At 66.7% G+C, this 18,309-nt stretch carries 17 protein-coding genes and 1 pseudogene; 10 read left to right on the top strand and 8 right to left on the bottom strand.

Going from position 1 to position 18,309, the window contains the following annotated elements:
• Window positions 1–164: 164 nt before the first annotated feature.
• Together C3K08_RS17000 and C3K08_RS16995 are read right to left on the bottom strand one after the other, a co-directional pair.
• Window positions 165–782 carry a DUF305 domain-containing protein gene (locus C3K08_RS17000; protein WP_104992623.1) on the bottom strand — a complete coding sequence of 206 codons (618 nt, stop codon included), beginning with the start codon at window positions 780–782 and terminating at the stop codon, window positions 165–167.
• Window positions 779–1,201 carry a four-helix bundle copper-binding protein gene (locus tag C3K08_RS16995; protein ID WP_104992622.1) on the bottom strand — a complete coding sequence of 141 codons (423 nt, stop codon included), beginning with the start codon at window positions 1,199–1,201 and terminating at the stop codon, window positions 779–781. The genes C3K08_RS17000 and C3K08_RS16995 overlap by 4 nt, the downstream gene beginning before the upstream one ends.
• A gap of 271 nt (window positions 1,202–1,472) precedes the next feature.
• Between C3K08_RS16995 and C3K08_RS16990 the strand changes: the two genes are divergently transcribed.
• The 5 genes from C3K08_RS16990 to C3K08_RS18140 all read left to right on the top strand — a co-directional run bounded on the left by C3K08_RS16990 (window position 1,473) and on the right by C3K08_RS18140 (window position 5,425).
• Window positions 1,473–2,516 (top strand): peptidase C39 family protein, encoded by a 1,044-nt coding sequence (locus C3K08_RS16990; RefSeq protein WP_104992621.1) that lies wholly within the window; start codon window positions 1,473–1,475, stop codon window positions 2,514–2,516.
• A gap of 23 nt (window positions 2,517–2,539) precedes the next feature.
• The gene (locus C3K08_RS16985; RefSeq protein ID WP_104992620.1) at window positions 2,540–3,499 is read left to right on the top strand and encodes a S9 family peptidase; all 960 of its coding nucleotides are present in this window, start codon (window positions 2,540–2,542) and stop codon (window positions 3,497–3,499) included.
• Window positions 3,500–3,537: 38 nt separating this feature from the next.
• A complete protein-coding gene (locus C3K08_RS16980; protein ID WP_104992619.1) occupies window positions 3,538–4,629 on the top strand; it encodes a M23 family metallopeptidase in 1,092 nt (363 codons plus the stop codon).
• 58 nt (window positions 4,630–4,687) lie between these two features.
• Window positions 4,688–5,197, top strand: coding sequence for a restriction endonuclease (locus tag C3K08_RS16975; protein WP_158680051.1), 510 nt, complete (start codon window positions 4,688–4,690; stop codon window positions 5,195–5,197).
• Window positions 5,198–5,269: 72 nt separating this feature from the next.
• The gene (locus tag C3K08_RS18140; RefSeq protein ID WP_158680050.1) at window positions 5,270–5,425 is read left to right on the top strand and encodes a hypothetical protein; all 156 of its coding nucleotides are present in this window, start codon (window positions 5,270–5,272) and stop codon (window positions 5,423–5,425) included.
• A gap of 47 nt (window positions 5,426–5,472) precedes the next feature.
• Here the strand turns inward: C3K08_RS18140 and C3K08_RS16970 are convergent.
• Window positions 5,473–5,970: pseudogene (locus C3K08_RS16970) on the bottom strand (IS3 family transposase); the annotation flags it as partial.
• Window positions 5,971–6,057: 87 nt separating this feature from the next.
• Between C3K08_RS16970 and C3K08_RS16965 the strand changes: the two are divergent.
• Window positions 6,058–7,356 carry an IS701 family transposase gene (locus C3K08_RS16965; RefSeq protein ID WP_104989851.1) on the top strand — a complete coding sequence of 433 codons (1,299 nt, stop codon included), beginning with the start codon at window positions 6,058–6,060 and terminating at the stop codon, window positions 7,354–7,356.
• 36 nt (window positions 7,357–7,392) lie between these two features.
• Here C3K08_RS16965 and C3K08_RS16960 read toward each other — a convergent pair whose 3' ends face one another.
• Window positions 7,393–8,190: an IS5 family transposase gene (locus C3K08_RS16960; RefSeq protein WP_104992617.1), complete on the bottom strand. Its 798-nt coding sequence runs from the start codon at window positions 8,188–8,190 to the stop codon at window positions 7,393–7,395.
• Between the two features lie 82 nt (window positions 8,191–8,272).
• A complete protein-coding gene (locus tag C3K08_RS16955) occupies window positions 8,273–9,571 on the bottom strand; it encodes an IS701 family transposase (protein ID WP_104989851.1) in 1,299 nt (432 codons plus the stop codon).
• 131 nt (window positions 9,572–9,702) lie between these two features.
• Here C3K08_RS16955 and C3K08_RS16950 point away from each other — a divergent pair, with 131 nt between their 5' ends.
• The gene (locus tag C3K08_RS16950) at window positions 9,703–10,500 is read left to right on the top strand and encodes an IS5 family transposase (RefSeq protein WP_104989958.1); all 798 of its coding nucleotides are present in this window, start codon (window positions 9,703–9,705) and stop codon (window positions 10,498–10,500) included.
• A gap of 15 nt (window positions 10,501–10,515) precedes the next feature.
• On the opposite strand, the gene C3K08_RS16945 is transcribed toward C3K08_RS16950, so the two are convergent.
• Window positions 10,516–11,361 (bottom strand): VOC family protein, encoded by an 846-nt coding sequence (locus C3K08_RS16945; RefSeq protein ID WP_104992616.1) that lies wholly within the window; start codon window positions 11,359–11,361, stop codon window positions 10,516–10,518.
• Between the two features lie 126 nt (window positions 11,362–11,487).
• Between C3K08_RS16945 and C3K08_RS16940 the strand changes: the two genes are divergently transcribed.
• Window positions 11,488–13,494, top strand: a complete 2,007-nt coding sequence (locus C3K08_RS16940) for a GMC family oxidoreductase (RefSeq protein WP_104992615.1) — start codon at window positions 11,488–11,490, stop codon at window positions 13,492–13,494.
• A 78-nt stretch (window positions 13,495–13,572) separates the two neighbouring features.
• The gene (locus C3K08_RS16935) at window positions 13,573–14,433 is read left to right on the top strand and encodes a tryptophan 2,3-dioxygenase (protein ID WP_104992614.1); all 861 of its coding nucleotides are present in this window, start codon (window positions 13,573–13,575) and stop codon (window positions 14,431–14,433) included.
• A 53-nt stretch (window positions 14,434–14,486) separates the two neighbouring features.
• On the opposite strand, the gene glf is transcribed toward C3K08_RS16935, so the two are convergent.
• Entirely contained in the window at window positions 14,487–15,626 is a 1,140-nt protein-coding gene (gene glf / locus C3K08_RS16930; RefSeq protein ID WP_234009274.1) for a UDP-galactopyranose mutase, read from the bottom strand.
• A gap of 22 nt (window positions 15,627–15,648) precedes the next feature.
• Window positions 15,649–16,821: a glycosyltransferase family 1 protein gene (locus C3K08_RS16925; RefSeq protein WP_199777066.1), complete on the bottom strand. Its 1,173-nt coding sequence runs from the start codon at window positions 16,819–16,821 to the stop codon at window positions 15,649–15,651.
• A gap of 359 nt (window positions 16,822–17,180) precedes the next feature.
• On the opposite strand from C3K08_RS16925, the gene C3K08_RS16920 reads away from it, so the two are divergent.
• Window positions 17,181–18,308 carry a diguanylate cyclase gene (locus C3K08_RS16920; RefSeq protein WP_104992611.1) on the top strand — a complete coding sequence of 376 codons (1,128 nt, stop codon included), beginning with the start codon at window positions 17,181–17,183 and terminating at the stop codon, window positions 18,306–18,308.
• Window position 18,309 lies beyond the last annotated feature (1 nt).

Raw genomic sequence — 18,309 nt, 5'->3', positions numbered from 1 at the left:
ATGTCGACAGTTATGCGCCATTAATTAGTTACCCCCTGAGGGAGGTTCAACCTTAAGAGCAATCCGTCGCTCCTGGCCTCTCCTACCAGGGGGAGGGAGGTGGACTCTTCCGCAAGCATGTAGGGCGGTCACCTCGCCTGAGGTGACCGCCCTACATCCGGCCCTTACTGGCGGGTGCGCAACCAGTCCTTGAAGTCGTGCATCTCGTCAGCCTGCATCATGATGATGCGCTGGGCGAGACCAAGTACTGCATCACTCTGAGCGTTCTGTAGGGCGATGTTCGCCATCTCGTTGGCCGAGCCGTGGTGCGGCACCATCATCTGCAGGAACGTGACGTCCGAGCTCTGCGACCGGGTAATCATCTGCATCATCATCGTCATCATTCCGGACATGGTCTGGCGCATCCGGTTCTGCCGCGCCGTGTCCACGCCGCCCAGACGACGCAACTCCGCCTGCATTTCCACGATCTCCTTTTGCTGATCGTCAATGATGCTCTGCGCCCAACCAGCCACCAGGGGATCACGCAGCCGAGGCAGGGCCGCTCGGCTCATCTCGATGGCGCTCTGGTGATGCGGAATCATCATGGACAAAAACGCCCGGTCAAAGGCTGGACCTGAGAGTCGCCGCAGGTCTTCCAGCAACGGCTGCATCCGGGCGTGCATGTCCATCTGCGTCTGCATCGTCGTGGCCATGCCCACCACCGTGCCGCCCTCATTGCCCCCCGCTTGAGCCACGCTGGCCGGGAGAGCCATCAGGCCCACAATCAGCAGCAGGCGCTTCATGCGGTCATCTTGGCCAGGAGTTCCTGGCAGGCCTGCTCGCAGCGGCGGCAGCTCTCGGCGCACACCGCGCAATGCTGCATGTTCATGTCCCGTGCATGCATCTCGCACTCGCTCCCGCACGCCTGGCACGCTACCAGGCAAGCCTGAAGCTGAGCGCGTAACACATTCGGATCAGGCTGGGTCAAGCGCGACAGCACCCGGCCCGTTGTTCCGCAGACGTCGGCACAGTCGAGGTTCAGGCGAATGCACCGCACCAGGTGTGCCAGGTGGCCTTGCTCACCCAGGCACGCGTCGGCGCAGGACGTGCAGATCTGAGCGCACTCGAAGCACGCCTCAATGCACGCGCGAAGTGCCTCCTGATCAAACAAGGCGCTGGGTTGCGGGTGGGTTTGCAGCATGGCCTGAAGATGGTGCGTCATGGCGAATCCTCCTGGAAGCGAGTGAGGCGGTGGACGAAAAGCGGCGTATAGACCAACAGTGCTGCCCAACCACGTGCCAAACAGGGCGTGGCCCTCAGCTGGTGCCGTTCCCGGCGGTTGGCCGTGAGGTCAACGTGTCAGCCGCGTGTAAAGGTTTCCTGAGAGCGGCGTTCTTAGAGAGATCACGCGAGTCCCATACGGCCTTGCCGCATCATGGGATAGCCACGGAGGCTTAACACAACGGCAACACAACTCCTCTACCGTTGGGCACGTGAAGCCCCTGCGGATCCTTCTGCCCGGCGCACTCCTCGGCTCAGCCGTCGCCGCGCCCTACAGCCAGCAGACCAGCTTCGGCCGTCCGTCTCCCCTGATCCAAGCGGCGCAGAAGCAGACCAGTATTCCGTCCAGCTGGCAGCCCCTGCCGAGCGCCCGGCAGGGAACGTTGGAAGGCGCAGTGGTCGAAGTCGCGCCCTTCAACGAGTTGATTCCCAGTTGGAACGTGACAGGCCCGGCCACCAGTGCCGTCGCCGTGCAGGTTCGCGTACGGCGTCCAGACGGCCGCTGGACGCCGTACTTCAGCTTCGGGACCTGGAGCGCGGCAGGAGCCCGCGCGAGCGCCCGGGTCAGCCGCACGGCCGACGGCACGGTGAACACCGATACCCTCACCCTGCCCTTCCGCGCCACGGCCTTTCAGTACAAGGCCACGCTCGGTCCAGGCCTGAAAGCTCACCTGCTGTCCTTCAACACAGCAGATACCGCCCTGCGGTTCGGGGGGCAGGGACAGGCAGGACAGGCCCAGGTTTGGAACACCGTGCTGAAGGTCCCCGGTCTCTCCCAGATGATCTACCCGAATGGTGGCCCTATCTGGTGCAGCCCGACCAGCGTCAGCATGATCCTGGGCTTCTGGAACCGGCCCGTGCGGGTGCCGGACGCGGCCCAGGCAACGTACGACCGCACCTACGACGGGTTCGGCAACTGGCCCTTCAATACCGCGTACGCCGCCACCCAAGGTCTCCAAGCGCTCGTCACGCGCCTGGGCAGCCTGCGAGACGCCGAGGCCTACATTGCCCAGGGACTCCCCCTGGCGCTGAGCGTGCGCTTCAAGGCGGGCGAGTTGCCCGGCGCGCCCCTCTCCTGGTCGAACGGCCACCTGTTGGTCCTCACCGGGTTCGACGCCCAGGGCAACCCCGTGGTCAACGACCCCGCCGCCAGAAACGACGCCGGCGTCAAGCGGACCTACCCGCGCGCCGTGTTCGAGCGGCTGTGGCTCAACCATGCGGGCGGCATGGCGTACGTGATGGCGCCCCGCCCCTGATGGTGACTGCGAAAGGTTCGACCATGCCTGACCTTCTCCGACTTGCCCTGCTCCTGGCCTGTTCCACTGGCGTCGCCGCGGCTCAGGCACCGCAGAACAACCAAGAGCCCCTCTCCATCGAGCGCATGCGCGCCCGCTCGTACCCTGGCAGTGCCCTGACGACCCGCCAACCACTCTCGCCCGGCGCCAACTACCGGCGCAGCGTCGTGTCCTACCAGTCTGACGGCCTGCGCATCAACGCGCTGCTCACGGTGCCCAGCGGGACCCCCCCGAAGGGAGGTTGGCCCGCCATCGTCTTCAACCACGGCTATATCCCCCCGCAGCAGTACCGCACGACCGAACGGTACGGGGCCTACGTGGACGCCTTTGCACGTGCAGGATTCGCCGTCCTGAAGCCCGACTACCGGGGGCACGGCGCTTCCCAGGGCGAGCCAGCGGACACGGCGTACTGGTCCCCCGAGTACACCACGGACGTCCTGAACGCGTTCGCCTCCCTCCAGAAACTCAAGGGGGTGAACCCGGAACGGATCGGGATGTGGGGTCACTCCATGGGCGGACATATCACCTTGCGGGCCATGGTGATCAATCCCGGCATCAAGGCGGGCAACATCTGGGCAGGCGTGGTGGGGCCGTACGACCTGATCTTTAGGGACCTGCCTCGTTGGGGAAGCGGCTCCACCCGGGATGATCCCCAGGCGCGGATGCTCGCCAAGTACGGCACGCCGGAGCGCAGCCCAGCCCTCTACCAGGCCATCTCCCCGAACTTCTTTCTCAAGGACCTCAAGGGGCGTCCCTTGCAGCTGCATCACGGCACGGGCGACACGCATGTGCCCATCAGCTTCTCGCAGTCGCTCGCGGCGGGGTTGAAGGCCGCGAAACAGCCCCACACGTTCTTCTCCTACCCCGGGGATGATCACAACCTCAGCCGCAACCTCGGCGTGGCCCTCCGGCGGTCCGTGGAATTCTTCAAGAAGACCCTTTAGCGCGGCCACAGCAGATACGGCTGCAGTCAGGAACACCCATGAACCAGTCACACTCCAGGTCCAGCGCTCCTGCCCTGCCCAGCCTCGTGCGGGCGGCGTGCTTTGTGGCGACCGCCCTCCTCTTCGGGACAGCCGACGCCTACACCGTCAAGCCAGGCGACACGCTCTACCGTCTCGCGCAGCTTCACGGGACGACCGTCGCTGAACTTATCCGCCTCAATAGCCTGACGAGCACCACCCTGGAGGTCGGGCAGACCCTTCGCCTTCCGGGCGTGAGCACCGCGACAGCCAACGCGTCTGTTCCAGGTACAGTGCCTTCCCGCATAAGTGGGGTCACCGTCAACGCGCCCGCCACCCTGCGAATGGGGGACGCGTTCATCCTGCGGCTGAGCGGTCCGGGAGCTGCGCAGGCCACCGTGCGCTTTCTCAGCGAGGCAGGCGAGGACGTACGTCTGCCGGGAGAGCGTCTGACGCCCATCCCCGCAGGAAATGAATTCATCGTACTGGGGCGCGTCGTCCTCGGGAAAAACACCCCCGTGGTGTACGAGATCCAGGTAGGGCAGGACGTGCTGCAAGGCCGCATTCCCGTCACCGGACTGCCGCAGCCTCTGCAACGGCTCAACCTGCCGCCCCGCATTGCCAGCAAGCTCGAAGACCCCGCCCGAAAGGCTGAGGACACCGCCGTCGAACAGGCCTATGCCCGGCGAACGGCGCAGGCGTGGTCTCGTCCCTTCCAGCCCGCAGCGGCTGTGCGGGCGCAAAGCAGCGCCTTCGGACAACCGCGGACCTATGTCGCGAACGGGCCGGTCGCGTACCACTACGGCACGGATTACCTGGCCCCGGCAGGAACGCCCGTGATGGCCGTGAACGATGGAACGGTCGTGGTGGCGGGCATGTACCCGGTGCGCGGGGGTCTGGTGGTCATTGACCACGGGGCGGGACTGACCAGCCTGTACTTTCACCAGCGTGCCGTGACGGTCAAGGTCGGGCAGAAGGTCACCCGGGGGCAGAAGGTGGGTGAGGTGGGCAGCACCGGACTGAGCACGGGCGCCCACCTTCACCTGGAGATGCGGGTGCGCGGCGAGGGCACCGACCCCGCTGGGTGGATGAATCGTCTCTGGCCAAAGTAAGCAGGAGCGGGAAGGCAACAGAGGAGGCTGAGCCAGCGGACGCATGCTGGAATGGGGCATGGCGCGCGCCTCCCGTACCCTGAACCCCCTGCACTTCGAGGATCTGGAACCCCACCGGTTTGAGGATCTCGTCCGGCAACTCGCCTACGATTACCGTGCCTGGAGCAGCATCGAAGCCAGCGGATGTGGGGGCGCGGACGACGGCATCGATATCCGCGCCTTCGAGAGCAGCGTCGTGCCCGAGGTGCTGGATGAGGAGGAGGACGAAGCTCCTCTTGGGTTGCCCACGCCAGGGCGCCTCTGGATCTTCCAGTGCAAGCGGGAAAAGCGCATCACGCCGAAACAGGTCGAGCGGTATGTCCAGGAGAGCATCACAGGAGAGCAAGTGCCCTACGGCTTCATCCTGGCTGCGGCCTGCGACTTCAGCAAGAAGTCCTATGACGCCTTCCGCGCTGCCCTGGTAGGGACAGGCGTGCAAGAGTTCCACCTGTGGGGGAAGGCAGAATGCGTACGCTGGCGTAATCCGGCGGGGGTCGCTGGAGTTATCCGGCACCTTCCGCTGGTCTAATCCGGCACCCTGCGCTGGTTGATTCCGGCACCCTCCGGTCGCGGACGAGACTCCCCTGGTCATCCTTGCAGGATGACCAGAAAGCGAGCGTCCATGCGAAAAATCAGGGAAGTCTTGCGGTTGAAACTGGAACTGAAGCTCAGTGACCGCCTCATTGGACAAAGCGTCCAACTCGCCCGCAGCACCGTGCAGGATTACGTCGCACGCGCTCAGCAAGCGGGGCTGTGAGGGTGCCCCAATTGCGGTACCAGCCGATTTGCAAAAGTCAGCGTACCTCAGCCCGCCTGTTCGAGGCGGGCGAATTCGTTCGGGGTCCGTCCACCGAGCGAGGTATGCGGCCTGACGGCGTTGTAGTCCTGGCGCCAGGCAGAGAGGATCAGGCGTGCCTGATCCAAGCTTTGGAACCAGTGCAGATTCAGACACTCGTCCCGGACACGGCCGTTGAAACTCTCGATGTAAGCGTTCTCGACGGGCTTCCCCGGCCGGATGAAGGTGTGCGTGATGCCACGCCCATGGGTCCAGAGATCCAGGCCCTTGCCCGCGAACTCTGGGCCATTGTCGGTGGTGATCGACTGCGGTGCCCCCCGGAAGCGGACCACCGCTTCCAGAGCGCGGACGACGTCATGCCCGGTGATGGAGGTCCCGACGTGCATCACCAGGCACTCCCGGGTGAAGTCATCCACGACGTTCAGGACCCGAAACCGCTGCCCGGAGGCCAGCTGGTCCGACATGAAGTCGAGGCTCCACCGCTGATTGGGCGCAGAAACCGCAGGTTTCTGCTGTCGCTCTCCTAGCTGTACTTCGGGAATATTCAGGGAGGGGACACAGGGGCCAGCATCTCGGATGCTGGCCCCTGTGCTATGGCTCGTTCTCTGCCTCGCTGGACCCGACATTTCCCTACCTGGTTTGCGCCCTTTCTGGTGCATTTTCGCCACCGAGCCCAGCGGACCTGGGCGCCTCTGTACGTCCGTGGATTGTGCAGCACGGTCCACCGAAAAAGCATGCAGCCCTTGGCTGCCGTCGTGGCGCCCGGGAAAGAGGACCATCTCCAGCAGTTCATCACCGACAGCCCCTGGCTGACCGAACCCCTGGAAACCCTGCTCGCTCAGCGGGCTCAGCAGATGCTGGGTGGCAAAGACGCCGTGCTGATCATCGACGACACCTGCTTGACAAAGTTCGGCACCAAGTCTGTCGGCGTCGCCCGTCAGTATTCCGGGCAGGTCGGGAAGATCACCCCCTGTCAATGCCTCGTCTCCCTGACGTTGGCCCAGCACGACTTGCCGGTTCCGCTCGCCCTACGGCTCTTCTTGCCACAGGAGTGGACCAACGATCCCGCTCGGCTCAGGGCGGCTGGTGTTCCGTTGGAACACCAGCCGCCACAGACCAAGTGCGAACTGGCGCTGAAAGAGTTGGACCGGGTGCGTCCACACGTCACCTTCGGCATGGTTCTGGCGGATGCGGGGTACGGCGTGAACGCCCGGTTCCGGCAGGCACTCACCGAGCGAGGACTGCTGTGGTCGGTCGGCATCACCCGCACGCAGACGGTCTATCCCAGGGACGTTCGCTTGATCCCCATCCCTCGGATCTTCCGGGGCAGGAAACCGACGCACCCAACCCCATCCGAGGACCGACTGTCGGTAGAAGAAGTGCTGGCGGGTGCTGCATGGCAGCACCTGGTATGGCGACATGGAACCAAAGGCCCGCTCTCCGGACGCTTCGCGGCTGAATACGTTCGCCTGGCAGACGGGGAGGAGTACGCTCGCAGTCAACATCTGCCGGGTCAAGCCGCCTGGATCATCGGAGAACAGCGACGAGGTGAGGAGCGCAAATACTACGTCTGCAATCTGCCCCCTGACACGCCGTTGTCGCGGTTGGTGGAAGTCACCAAGCGCCGCTGGGCGTGTGAGCTGAGCCACCGGGAGCTGAAGGACGAAGTCGGGCTGGACCACTTCGAGGGCCGGTCCTGGCAAGGTCTGCATCACCACGCCGTGCTGTGTATGGTGGCCCTGACCTTCCTGCAATGGCTTCGCCTCACCCAGCCCGACGACCTCAGAGGCGACACCATTCCGGCCATTCGAGCGGAGGTGGCAGGGGACTTGCCCCTGCCACCTCCTTGCCGCCGATGTCACACCTGCACCGCCTTATTCAGCGGCCCCTGAATATCCCCGAAGTACAGTTAGAGGCTGCCAAGAACCCTAAGCAAAAAGTGGCGTGAGGTTGTGGCAGAGCAGAATGCAGGCGGCGAGGAAGTGGAACCCAACCAATGTGGAGGGAAGGCGTTCCAGATCTCGGCTCAGCCTCCGGAAGCGTGCCAGCCACGCAAACGAACGTTCAACCACCCAGCGTTTCGGAAGCAGGATGAACCCCTTGGTCGCTTCTGGACGCTTCACGACGACCAGCTCGACGCCCGCATCCGTCGCGTCTAACGCGGTCTGGACTCCCGTATACCCTTGATCCACGAAGGCGACTTCCACCTGTGCTCCGGTGGCTTCCTGCACCTCTAGGCACAGGTCTTTGACCTGTGCCCTGTCCTGTTCGTTGGCTGGGGAAGTGAGGATAGCCAGCACGTGTCCCAGGGTGTCCACGGCGAGGTGAACCTTGGTGCCCTTGCGCTTCTTGGCCCCGTCATAGCCCGCACGGTGACCGCTTTCAGGTGTGCTTTGGAGGGTTCGGCTGTCCATGACCACCGCGGACGGCTCGGGATCTCGACCTTGCTCCACCCGGGCCAGGATTCGCAGGTCGTGGGCGGCATTCTCGAAGCAGCCTGCCACGAACCAACGGTGCGCCTGTTGGCGCACCGTCTCCGCAGGAGGAAAGTCGTTTGGAAGATAGCTCCACTGCGCCCCCGTGCGGGCCATCCACAGCAAGGCGTTCAGGACATCCCGGATGGGGTGCTTCCGTTGACCTGCATCCGCACGGCTGAGCAGCAGGTACGGGAGCAGGAACAAGTAGGTGTCGTCGTCAACGTCGCTGGGGTAGCCTCGCCGCGTCACCCACCCATTCTGCTGTTCTCAGAGCCACGCCCCTCGAGTTCGTCCCTGTTCTTGGCAGCCTCTAGCTGTACTTCGGGGATATTCAGGGGCCGCTGAATAAGGCGGTGCAGGTGTGACATCGGCGGCAAGGAGGTGGCAGGGGCAAGTCCCCTGCCACCTCCGCTCGAATGGCCGGAATGGTGTCGCCTCTGAGGTCGTCGGGCTGGGTGAGGCGAAGCCATTGCAGGAAGGTCAGGGCCACCATACACAGCACGGCGTGGTGATGCAGACCTTGCCAGGACCGGCCCTCGAAGTGGTCCAGCCCGACTTCGTCCTTCAGCTCCCGGTGGCTCAGCTCACACGCCCAGCGGCGCTTGGTGACTTCCACCAACCGCGACAACGGCGTGTCAGGGGGCAGATTGCAGACGTAGTATTTGCGCTCCTCACCTCGTCGCTGTTCTCCGATGATCCAGGCGGCTTGACCCGGCAGATGTTGACTGCGAGCGTACTCCTCCCCGTCTGCCAGGCGAACGTATTCAGCCGCGAAGCGTCCGGAGAGCGGGCCTTTGGTTCCATGTCGCCATACCAGGTGCTGCCATGCAGCACCCGCCAGCACTTCTTCTACCGACAGTCGGTCCTCGGATGGGGTTGGGTGCGTCGGTTTCCTGCCCCGGAAGATCCGAGGGATGGGGATCAAGCGAACGTCCCTGGGATAGACCGTCTGCGTGCGGGTGATGCCGACCGACCACAGCAGTCCTCGCTCGGTGAGTGCCTGCCGGAACCGGGCGTTCACGCCGTACCCCGCATCCGCCAGAACCATGCCGAAGGTGACGTGTGGACGCACCCGGTCCAACTCTTTCAGCGCCAGTTCGCACTTGGTCTGTGGCGGCTGGTGTTCCAACGGAACACCAGCCGCCCTGAGCCGAGCGGGATCGTTGGTCCACTCCTGTGGCAAGAAGAGCCGTAGGGCGAGCGGAACCGGCAAGTCGTGCTGCGCCAACGTCAGGGAGACGAGGCATTGACAGGGGGTGATCTTCCCGACCTGCCCGGAATACTGACGGGCGACGCCGACAGACTTGGTGCCGAACTTTGTCAAGCAGGTGTCGTCGATGATCAGCACGGCGTCTTTGCCACCCAGCATCTGCTGAGCCCGCTGAGCGAGCAGGGTTTCCAGGGGTTCGGTCAGCCAGGGGCTGTCGGTGATGAACTGCTGGAGATGGTCCTCTTTCCCGGGCGCCACGACGGCAGCCAAGGGCTGCATGCTTTTTCGGTGGACCGTGCTGCACAATCCACGGACGTACAGAGGCGCCCAGGTCCGCTGGGCTCGGTGGCGAAAATGCACCAGAAAGGGCGCAAACCAGGTAGGGAAATGTCGGGTCCAGCGAGGCAGAGAACGAGCCATAGCACAGGGGCCAGCATCCGAGATGCTGGCCCCTGTGTCCCCTCCCTGAATATTCCCGAAGTACAGCTAGAGGCTGCCAAGAACAGGGACGAACTCGAGGGGCGTGGCTCTGAGAACAGCAGAATGGGTGGGTGACGCGGCGAGGCTACCCCAGCGACGTTGACGACGACACCTACTTGTTCCTGCTCCCGTACCTGCTGCTCAGCCGTGCGGATGCAGGTCAACGGAAGTACCCCATCCGGGATGTCCTGAACGCCTTGCTGTGGATGGCCCGCACGGGGGCGCAGTGGAGCTATCTTCCAAACGACTTTCCTCCTGCGGAGACGGTGCGCCAACAGGCGCACCGTTGGTTCGTGGCAGGCTGCTTCGAGAATGCCGCCCACGACCTGCGAATCCTGGCCCGGGTGGAGCAAGGTCGAGATCCCGAGCCGTCCGCGGTGGTCATGGACAGCCGAACCCTCCAAAGCACACCTGAAAGCGGTCACCGTGCGGGCTATGACGGGGCCAAGAAGCGCAAGGGCACCAAGGTTCACCTCGCCGTGGACACCCTGGGACACGTGCTGGCTATCCTCACTTCCCCAGCCAACGAACAGGACAGGGCACAGGTCAAAGACCTGTGCCTAGAGGTGCAGGAAGCCACCGGAGCACAGGTGGAAGTCGCCTTCGTGGATCAAGGGTATACGGGAGTCCAGACCGCGTTAGACGCGACGGATGCGGGCGTCGAGCTGGTCGTCGTGAAGCGTCCAGAAGCGACCAAGGGGTTCATCCTGCTTCCGAAACGCTGGGTGGTTGAACGTTCGTTTGCGTGGCTGGCACGCTTCCGGAGGCTGAGCCGAGATCTGGAACGCCTTCCCTCCACATTGGTTGGGTTCCACTTCCTCGCCGCCTGCATTCTGCTCTGCCACAACCTCACGCCACTTTTTGCTTAGGGTTCTTGGCAGCCTCTAGCGCGGCGGCCGGAACTCGAACACGTGGCCTTCCGGGTCACGCACGGCGAGAACGCCGCCTTCCTCCACATGGGGCAGCCCGGCAGCCTGCACCCGGTCGCGGACCTCCTCCACCCGGGCGTAAAACTGGGCGTAGACGTGGTCGCCGCCGAACATGTCGGCCAGTCCCACCTGCGGGTCCCAGGCGTACAGCCAGCGCCGGGGGGTGCCGTTCCCGTCGGGTTCGGGGTCTGGCCCCAGGGTGAACTGCGCGAAGTCGCGGTCGGGCTGTTCCTTGGCGAAGGCAAACCCGTAGGCGCGGGGCAGCCGCTCCTTCATCGCCGGGTAGTCCCCGAAGGCAAGCGCCACCTCGCGCAGCCCCAGCACGGGCAGGGCGTGGGGGCCGCGCTCGCCGTCCTCCGGCGTGGGGGGGTAGGTCGGTCGCCGCTCGTCGGCAAGGTCCACCCCGCGCAGCTCCAGCCCGTGTCCGAAGGGGTCGAAGAAGTACACGGTGGGGTCGGGCCGCTCGGGGGTGCCGAGGTCGATCTCCTGCCAGGGCAGGCCGTGTTCGTCCAGCAGGGCCTTGCAGCGGTCCAGCTCGTGGGGGTGAATCTGCCACGCGTAATGCAGGTGCGAGGCCCCCTGCGCGTGCAGGGGCGCGAGCCGGGGGTCGTTCGGCTGCCGGGTGACCGGCTTCCAGAGGGTCAGGGTCTGCGCGTCGTTCACCCGGAACTGGGCCACGCCCCGCTCCTCGTCGTGCTCCAGCAGGGTCAGACCGAGGACCTGGGTGTAGAAGCGCACCCCGCGCGGCAGGTGGTTGACCTCCAGCGTGACGCCCGCGAGGTCGAGGATAGGGGAAGCCATGCGGGCAGCGTACTCCGGCGGCGGGCGAGGGTTTGCTAGACTCGGTCTACCGAAATCCTGAAGTGTTGACCGCCGCGCCGGAGTCACCGGCCCCGGCTCCTCTCCTGCCCTCCCGGAGTGCCTGCCATGACCCAGCCTGCCCCCCTGACCCCCACCCAGCGCCGGACCCTGCGGGCGCTGACCGACACCTTCGTGCCCGCGCTGCGGCGCTCGCCCGACCCGCACCGCTTCTGTGCGACCCCCGGCAGCGCGACCGGAGCGCCCGACCTCGCCGCCGAGGTGCTGGCCGGGTTGCCGGAGGCCGAACGCCGGGACGCCGAGCGCCTGCTGGACGTGCTGGACCGCATGGGCCTGCGCCCGGAGACACCGCTGGCGCTGCGCGAGGGGATGCTGCGGGGGCTGGCCCGCCTCAGCCCGCCCGCAGCGCAGGGCCTGGGCAACCTGCGGAAGTTGCTGCTGATGCTGACCTACGCGCACCCCGGCGGCGAGGGCACTCCGAATCCCTTCTGGCGGCAGTTCGGGTACGCCGGGCCGACCTTCACGGGGGCGTCCACCGAGCGCGACGTGGCTACCCTCACCCCGGAGGAGGGTGAGACGCTGGAGACCGACGTGGTGGTCGTCGGCTCCGGGGCCGGGGGCGGGGTGATCGCGGGTGAACTGTCGGCGGCGGGCCTGCGGGTGATCGTGCTGGAAGCGGGGCGGCAGCACGCCGACGCCGAACTGGGCCGCTCGGAACTGTGGGCCTACCAGAACCTGTACTGGCGCGGGGGCTTTACCCCGACCGCCGACGGGAACGTCTCGCTGATCGCCGGGCGCACCCTGGGCGGCGGCACCACCGTCAACTGGATGAATTGCGTCCGCACGCCCCCCGAAGTGCGGCGCGAGTGGGCGCTCGCCGGGCTGAACGGTGTGAACGGTCCCGAGTTTGACGCCGATACCGACGCCGTCATGGAGCGCATCGGCGCGACCGATCAGGCCAGCGAGTACAACGGCACCCACGTGCGGATGCTGGAAGGAGCGCTGCGGCTGGGCTACCGTCACCGCCGGGCGTACCGCAACGTGGACCTCGCCCGGCACGACCCCCGGCACGCTGGGCATATCGGCTTCGGGGACGCGACGGGCGCGAAGCAGAGCACCCTCAAGACTTATCTGAAGGACGCCGCAGCGCGGGGCGCCCGCATCGTGGAGGGCGCAACCGCCGAGCGCCTCCTGACCGAAGGTGGACGGGCGGCGGGGGTCGCGGTGACCGTGCAGACGACCTGTGGCGCCCGCCAGGTCACCGTGCGGGCGCCACAGGTCGTCGTGGCGGGGGGATCGCTGGAGACGCCCGCCCTGCTGCTGCGCTCGGGGCTGGGGGGGCCAGCGGTGGGCAAACACCTGCACCTCCACCCCTGCGGAGCACTGACGGGCACCTTCGCGGACGAGCAGGACGCCTGGTGGGGCGCGACCCAGGCGGCCATCGTGGACGAGTTCGCGGGCCGCACCGAGGGCTTCGGCTACCTGATCGAGACGAGCCAGTACACCACCGGCCTCTTCGCCTCGGCGGCCGCGTGGCCCGGCGGCGCGGCGCACAAGACCCTGATGGCCGACCACGCCCGCAGCGTGACCCTGATCCACCTCACCTGCGACCGGGGGAGCGGCGAGGTGACCTTGGACGAGCGCGGCCAGCCCCGCGTGACTTACGCGGTCACCGATCCCCTCGACGTGGAGAACTACTGGCACGGGCAGGGCACGGTCGCCCGGATTCTGGCGGCGGCGGGCGCCGAGCGCATTTCCGCGCTGGCCGACGGGGTGCAGCCCTGGACGCGAGGCAAGGACCTCGAAGCCTGGATCGCCGGGCTGCGCCGACTTCCCATCGGGCGCGGCGGGCACGCGGTCTTCAGTGCCCACCAGATGGGCAGCGCCCGCATGGGCCAGGACCCGCGAACCAGTGTGGCCGACCCGCGCGGCGAGCTGCACGGCACACCCGGCGTGTGGATCGGGGACACGAGCGCCTTTCCCACCTCCTCGGGCGCCAACCCGATGGTCAGCGTGATGGCGCTGGCCCGGCGCACGGCCCGTTTCATCTCGCAAGAGGTGGGGGCGTCGGCGGGGCGGAGGCCGGAGGCGGTGACGGCAGGCTCGAATGCATAGCGGAATGTCTTTTGCCCTCTCCCTGGGGTGAGGGGCGCCTTCCCCATCCCCCTAGACAACTTGCCTTAAGCTGCGGCCATGACCTCCTCCCCCACTCCTGACCGGCCCGCCCCGGACCGGGACTCACCCGAACAGGCCCGGTTGGACTTCACCCGCCGCCTGAGTTACGGCGACTACCTGCACGTCGACACGCTGCTCGCGGCGCACCAGCCTGTGACGGACGCGCACGACGAGCACCTCTTCATCACCGTGCACCACGTCTCGGAGCTGTGGCTCTCGCTGATCGTGCGCGAGCTGCGGGCGGCGATGGACCAGCTCGCTGGAGGCATCACCGACGCGCCCCTCAAGGGCCTCACGCGGGTGGTGCGGGCGCAGGAGCAGCTCACAGCGGCCTGGGAGGTGCTCAAGACGATGACCCCGGCGGACTATCTCCAGTTCCGCTGGGCCTTCGGGGAGGCGTCAGGCTTTCAGTCGGCGGGCTACCGGATGGTGGAGGTGCTGCTGGGCAACCGTAACCCCACCCTTTTGAAACCCCACGCCCACCGCCCCGACCTGCATGGGCCGCTGGAGGAGGCGCTGCACGCCCCCAGCGTGTACGACCTGACCCTGCGCCTCGTCGCCGCCCGTGGCCTCCCCATCCCGCCCGAGGTGCTGGAGCGCGACCCCACCCGCCCGCACGAGGCCCACCCTGCCGTGCTGGAGGCGTGGCTGACCGTCTACCGCGACCCCGAGCGCTACTGGGACCTGTACGAGCTGGCCGAGAAACTGCTCGACGTGGAGGACAACTTCCGGGCGTGGCGTTTCAATCACCTCACCACCGTCGAGCGGACCATCGGGTTCAAACGTGGCAGCGGGGGCACCAGCGGGGCAGGGTACCTGCGGCGGGCGCTGGAGGTCGTGCTGTTTCCCGAGTTGTGGGACGTGCGAACGAATCTGTAGCGGCCAGCAAAAAGCCCCAGCGCAGGGCTGGGGCGGAAGGGTGGGACCAGAGCTCAGCCGACCGTCGCGGGCTCGGGAGCGGTCTTCTGCCCGGTCAGCTTGCGGTGGGTGGCGAGGGCCTGGGCCACCACCTGGTCCATGTTGTAGTAGCGGTAGGTGGCGAGGCGGCCCACGAAGGTCACGTCCGTGCGGGCGTCGGCAAGGGCTGCGTACTTCTTGTACAGCTCCTGGTTCTCGGGACGCGGCACCGGGTAGTAGGGATCGCCCTCGGCGCGAGGGTACTCGTACACGACCGAGGTGTGCTTGTGCTCCTGCCCGGTGATGTACTTGAACTCGCTGATGCGGGTGTATCCGTAGTCGTTGGGATAGTTCACCGTGCCCGTCGGCTGGAACACCTCGCGGGCGTGCGTCTCGTGCACGAATTCCAGGCTGCGGTAGGGCAGCTTGCCGTAGCAGTGGTCAAAGAAGGCGTCCACCGGCCCGGTGTAGATCATGTGCCCGAAGGGGATGAACTCCTGAATCTCCCGGTAGTCGGTATTCAGCATGACCTTGATGTTGGGGTGCGCGAGCATGTTCTCGAACATCCGGGTGTAGCCGTGCAGCGGCATCGCCTGGTAGGTGTCCGCGAAATAGCGGTCGTCGCGGTTGGTGCGGGTGGGCACGCGGGCCGTTACGGAGGCGTCGAGTTCGCTGGGGTCCAGCCCCCACTGCTTGCGGGTGTAGCCCCGGAAGAACTTGTTGTAGAGGTCGCGCCCGACCTTGCCTACGACCACGTCCTCGGAGGTCCGCACCTGATCGACCTTCTCGGCAACCGAGGCGAAGAACTCCTCGACCTGAAAGGAGGTCAGGTTCAGCCCGTACAGCCGGTTCACCGTGTCGAGGTTGATCGGGATGGGCAGCAGTTGCCCGTCCACGCTCGCAAGCACCCGGTGCTCGTAGGGCCGCCACGCGGTGAAACGCGAGAGGTAGTCGAAGACTTCCTTCGAGTTGGTGTGGAAGATATGCGGGCCGTAGGGGTGAATCAGAATGCCCGCGTCGTCGTAGCAGTCGTAGGCGTTTCCGCCGATATGCGGGCGGCGGTCCACGATCAGGACGCGCTTTCCGTCGTTGGCGAGGCGCTCGGCGAGCACGCTGCCCGCGAAGCCCGCGCCCACGATGAGGTAGTCGAAGCCGTTGGAAGTCACGGGGGCCATGCTAGCGCTGCCGGAGAACGCCTCAGTCATCGGCGACACCGGCCAGGGCGCTGTCGGCCTGCTTCTCGGCGGCTGCCCGCTCGATCAGGGCGCTCATGTCACGCCAGGTGCGGTCCCACGAGAGGGTGGAGAGGTGCGCGTCGGCGCGGGCGCGGCGCTCCTCCCCGGCGGGCGTGAGGCGCTCGGCGAGGGCCTCGGCGCAAGCGGCCTCAAAGGCGTTCACACCTTCGGCGATTCGCACGAGGTCCTTCTCCCCGTAGGGACGCACCACGTCGCGGATGGGCGTGGACACGACGGGCACGCCCGCCGCGAGGTACTCGGGCGTCTTGGTCGGGCTGATGAACTCGGTCGCCTCGTTCAGCGCGAAGGGCAGCAGCGCCACGTCCCAGTGGGCGAGGTAGGTGGGCAGTTCGCCGTAGCCTTTCATGCCGAGGTAGTGCAGGTTCTCGCCGCGCGGCAGCCCCTCGGGGTCGATCTTCACGACCGGCCCCAGCAGCACGAACTGCCACTCTGGGCGGCGGCGGGCGAGTTCCCCGATGAGGTCGATGTCGAAGCGCTCGTCGATCACGCCATAAAAGCCCAGGCGGGGATGGGGCAGGTCCCGCTGGTCGGGGGCATCCTCTGGGGTCTGGCGGGCGCGGGCGAAGTGCTCGACCTCCACGCTGGAGGGAAAGGGGTGGGCTCCGGCATGCCGCTCGCGCTTGGCTTCATACAGGCGGTACCCGCCGGTGAAGACGAGGTCGGCCTGCTCGAAGAGCTGCTCCTCGCGCTCGCGCAGCTCGGGCGGGGCGCCCCTGAACTGGGCGAGTTCGTCCATGCAGTCGTAGACGGTCACGCGGGGGGTGAGGCCAGCCGTGATCGGCAGCTCGTAGGGCGTGTAGACCCACAGGTCGTACTCGCTCAAGCCCTGCTCCCCCACCAGCCCACACAGCAGCCGGGCGGTCCGCGCCTGCGACTCGGCCGGGCCGTGGCCTTCTTCGATGTAGGGCTTGACCACGGTGACGCCGCTGGGGTCCTCGTGCAGTTCGAGGTGGTCCGCGTGGGCACCGAAGACCGGCTCCTCGATGTAGTACACCCGCCGGGAACGGGCTGCCCGCGTCATCAGGTGCTGGGGCCGCTGAAAGACAAAGTCCCACCGCAGGTGGGCGATGACCAGCAGGGCAGGCGCGGCCAGACGGTCGGACAGTGGAGTCATGGATAGATTCATGTGGAGCCCTCCCCAGGATGGGAAACAAGAAAGGAACGGCTGTGCGCTCAGACAACGGGCACAGCCCGCAGGAACCCCGGCAGCGCTGGCTGCCTCCCTGCGTATGTTGGCGGGGGAGCGTCCCGTGGGTGTCTGGTCGCTCTCGCCTTCGCCATTCGCCAGCACGCGGAAATTTGCGTGTGGGGACAGGCACATTCTAGGGTGCCCCACGGTGAAGCGGCCAGAACAACCCTGGAGAAAAACTTCATCCGGCTATGTAAAAGTCCACAAGAAAGCTTCAGGTGACTCTCAGAAAGCCGGGGTCCCCCGGCGGGTGTGGAGCGCCGGGACAGTACGCTCATGAGCGCATGAGCTCCCCAGACCGCCGCCGTTTCCCGCCGCCGACCTTGCCAGAGGCCGCGCGGGGACCAGCGTCCGAGGAGGTGCGCCGCCGACTTTACCTCGCCGCGCTGGGGGTGGGGGCCGCCGTGCTGGCGCTGGTGTGGCTGCTGACGTGGCAGCGGGGTCCCTACGACCCTTACGTCCTGTACGTGCACCCCCTGCTGCTGCTGATGTGCCTGTGGACGGCCGCGTGGCTGCTGGGGGGACGGCCGCTGGTGGTGGCCGAGCGGGTGGTCTTTGTCGCCAACGTGCTGGCGATCGCCGTGCAGATGGCCCTGGCGTTGATCGCGCCCGAGGACGCCGCGCTGGGGCTGGCGAGTGCGGCCTACTGGATGCTGGTCGCGCTCTCGATCCTGAGTTACCTGCTGCTGAGTGCGCGGGGCGCCCTGCTGGTGTCCGCCGGGATGTACCTGCTGAGCGTGGCCCTGCCCTGGACGGGGCTGGCCCTGCGCGGGCGCGGCCCCGGTGACCTGCCCGAACTCGTGCGGGTGCAGCTCACCTGCGGAGCCATCCTGGTCCTGCTGCACGGGCTGGCGTGGTACCGCGAACACTTTCTGCTGGAACGCGGGGAACGCCTGACGCTGGAGGCGCTGGCAAACACCGACGCCCTGACCGGGCTGCCGAATCGCCGCGCCCTGTACGGGGCCGTCGAGCGGCTGCTGAACGCTGCGGACCAGGGCAAGCCCGCCTGCCTGATCCTGCTCGACCTCGACCACTTCAAGGGAATCAACGACCGGTACGGCCACAATGCCGGGGACGCGGTGCTGGCCCAGGCGGCCACCCGGCTCCGTGAGCGCCTGCGCGGGGGCGACACCGTGGGGCGCTGGGGCGGTGAGGAATTCCTGATCGTGCTGCCGGGGGCCGACGCAGCGGGAGCCGAGCAAGTGGCCGAGAGGTTGCGCCGGGAAGTCGGCACCCTCCCCTTTCCCGAGGTCGGCCCCGTGACGGCCAGCCTGGGGGTGGCCCAGGCCGAGCCCGGCGACGACCTGGGCCGCTGGGTGGCCCGCGCCGACGCCGCGCTCTACCGGGCCAAGGTGGCCGGGCGTGACCGGGTGTGCGTGGGCGGCCCACCTTCCGAACCCGTGTCCGGCTGAC

This window comes from Deinococcus sp. NW-56, assembly GCF_002953415.1.
Classification (GTDB): domain Bacteria; phylum Deinococcota; class Deinococci; order Deinococcales; family Deinococcaceae; genus Deinococcus.
The sequence above is the reverse complement of the archived record's forward strand: the minus strand, read 5'-3'. Positions and strand labels throughout refer to the sequence as shown.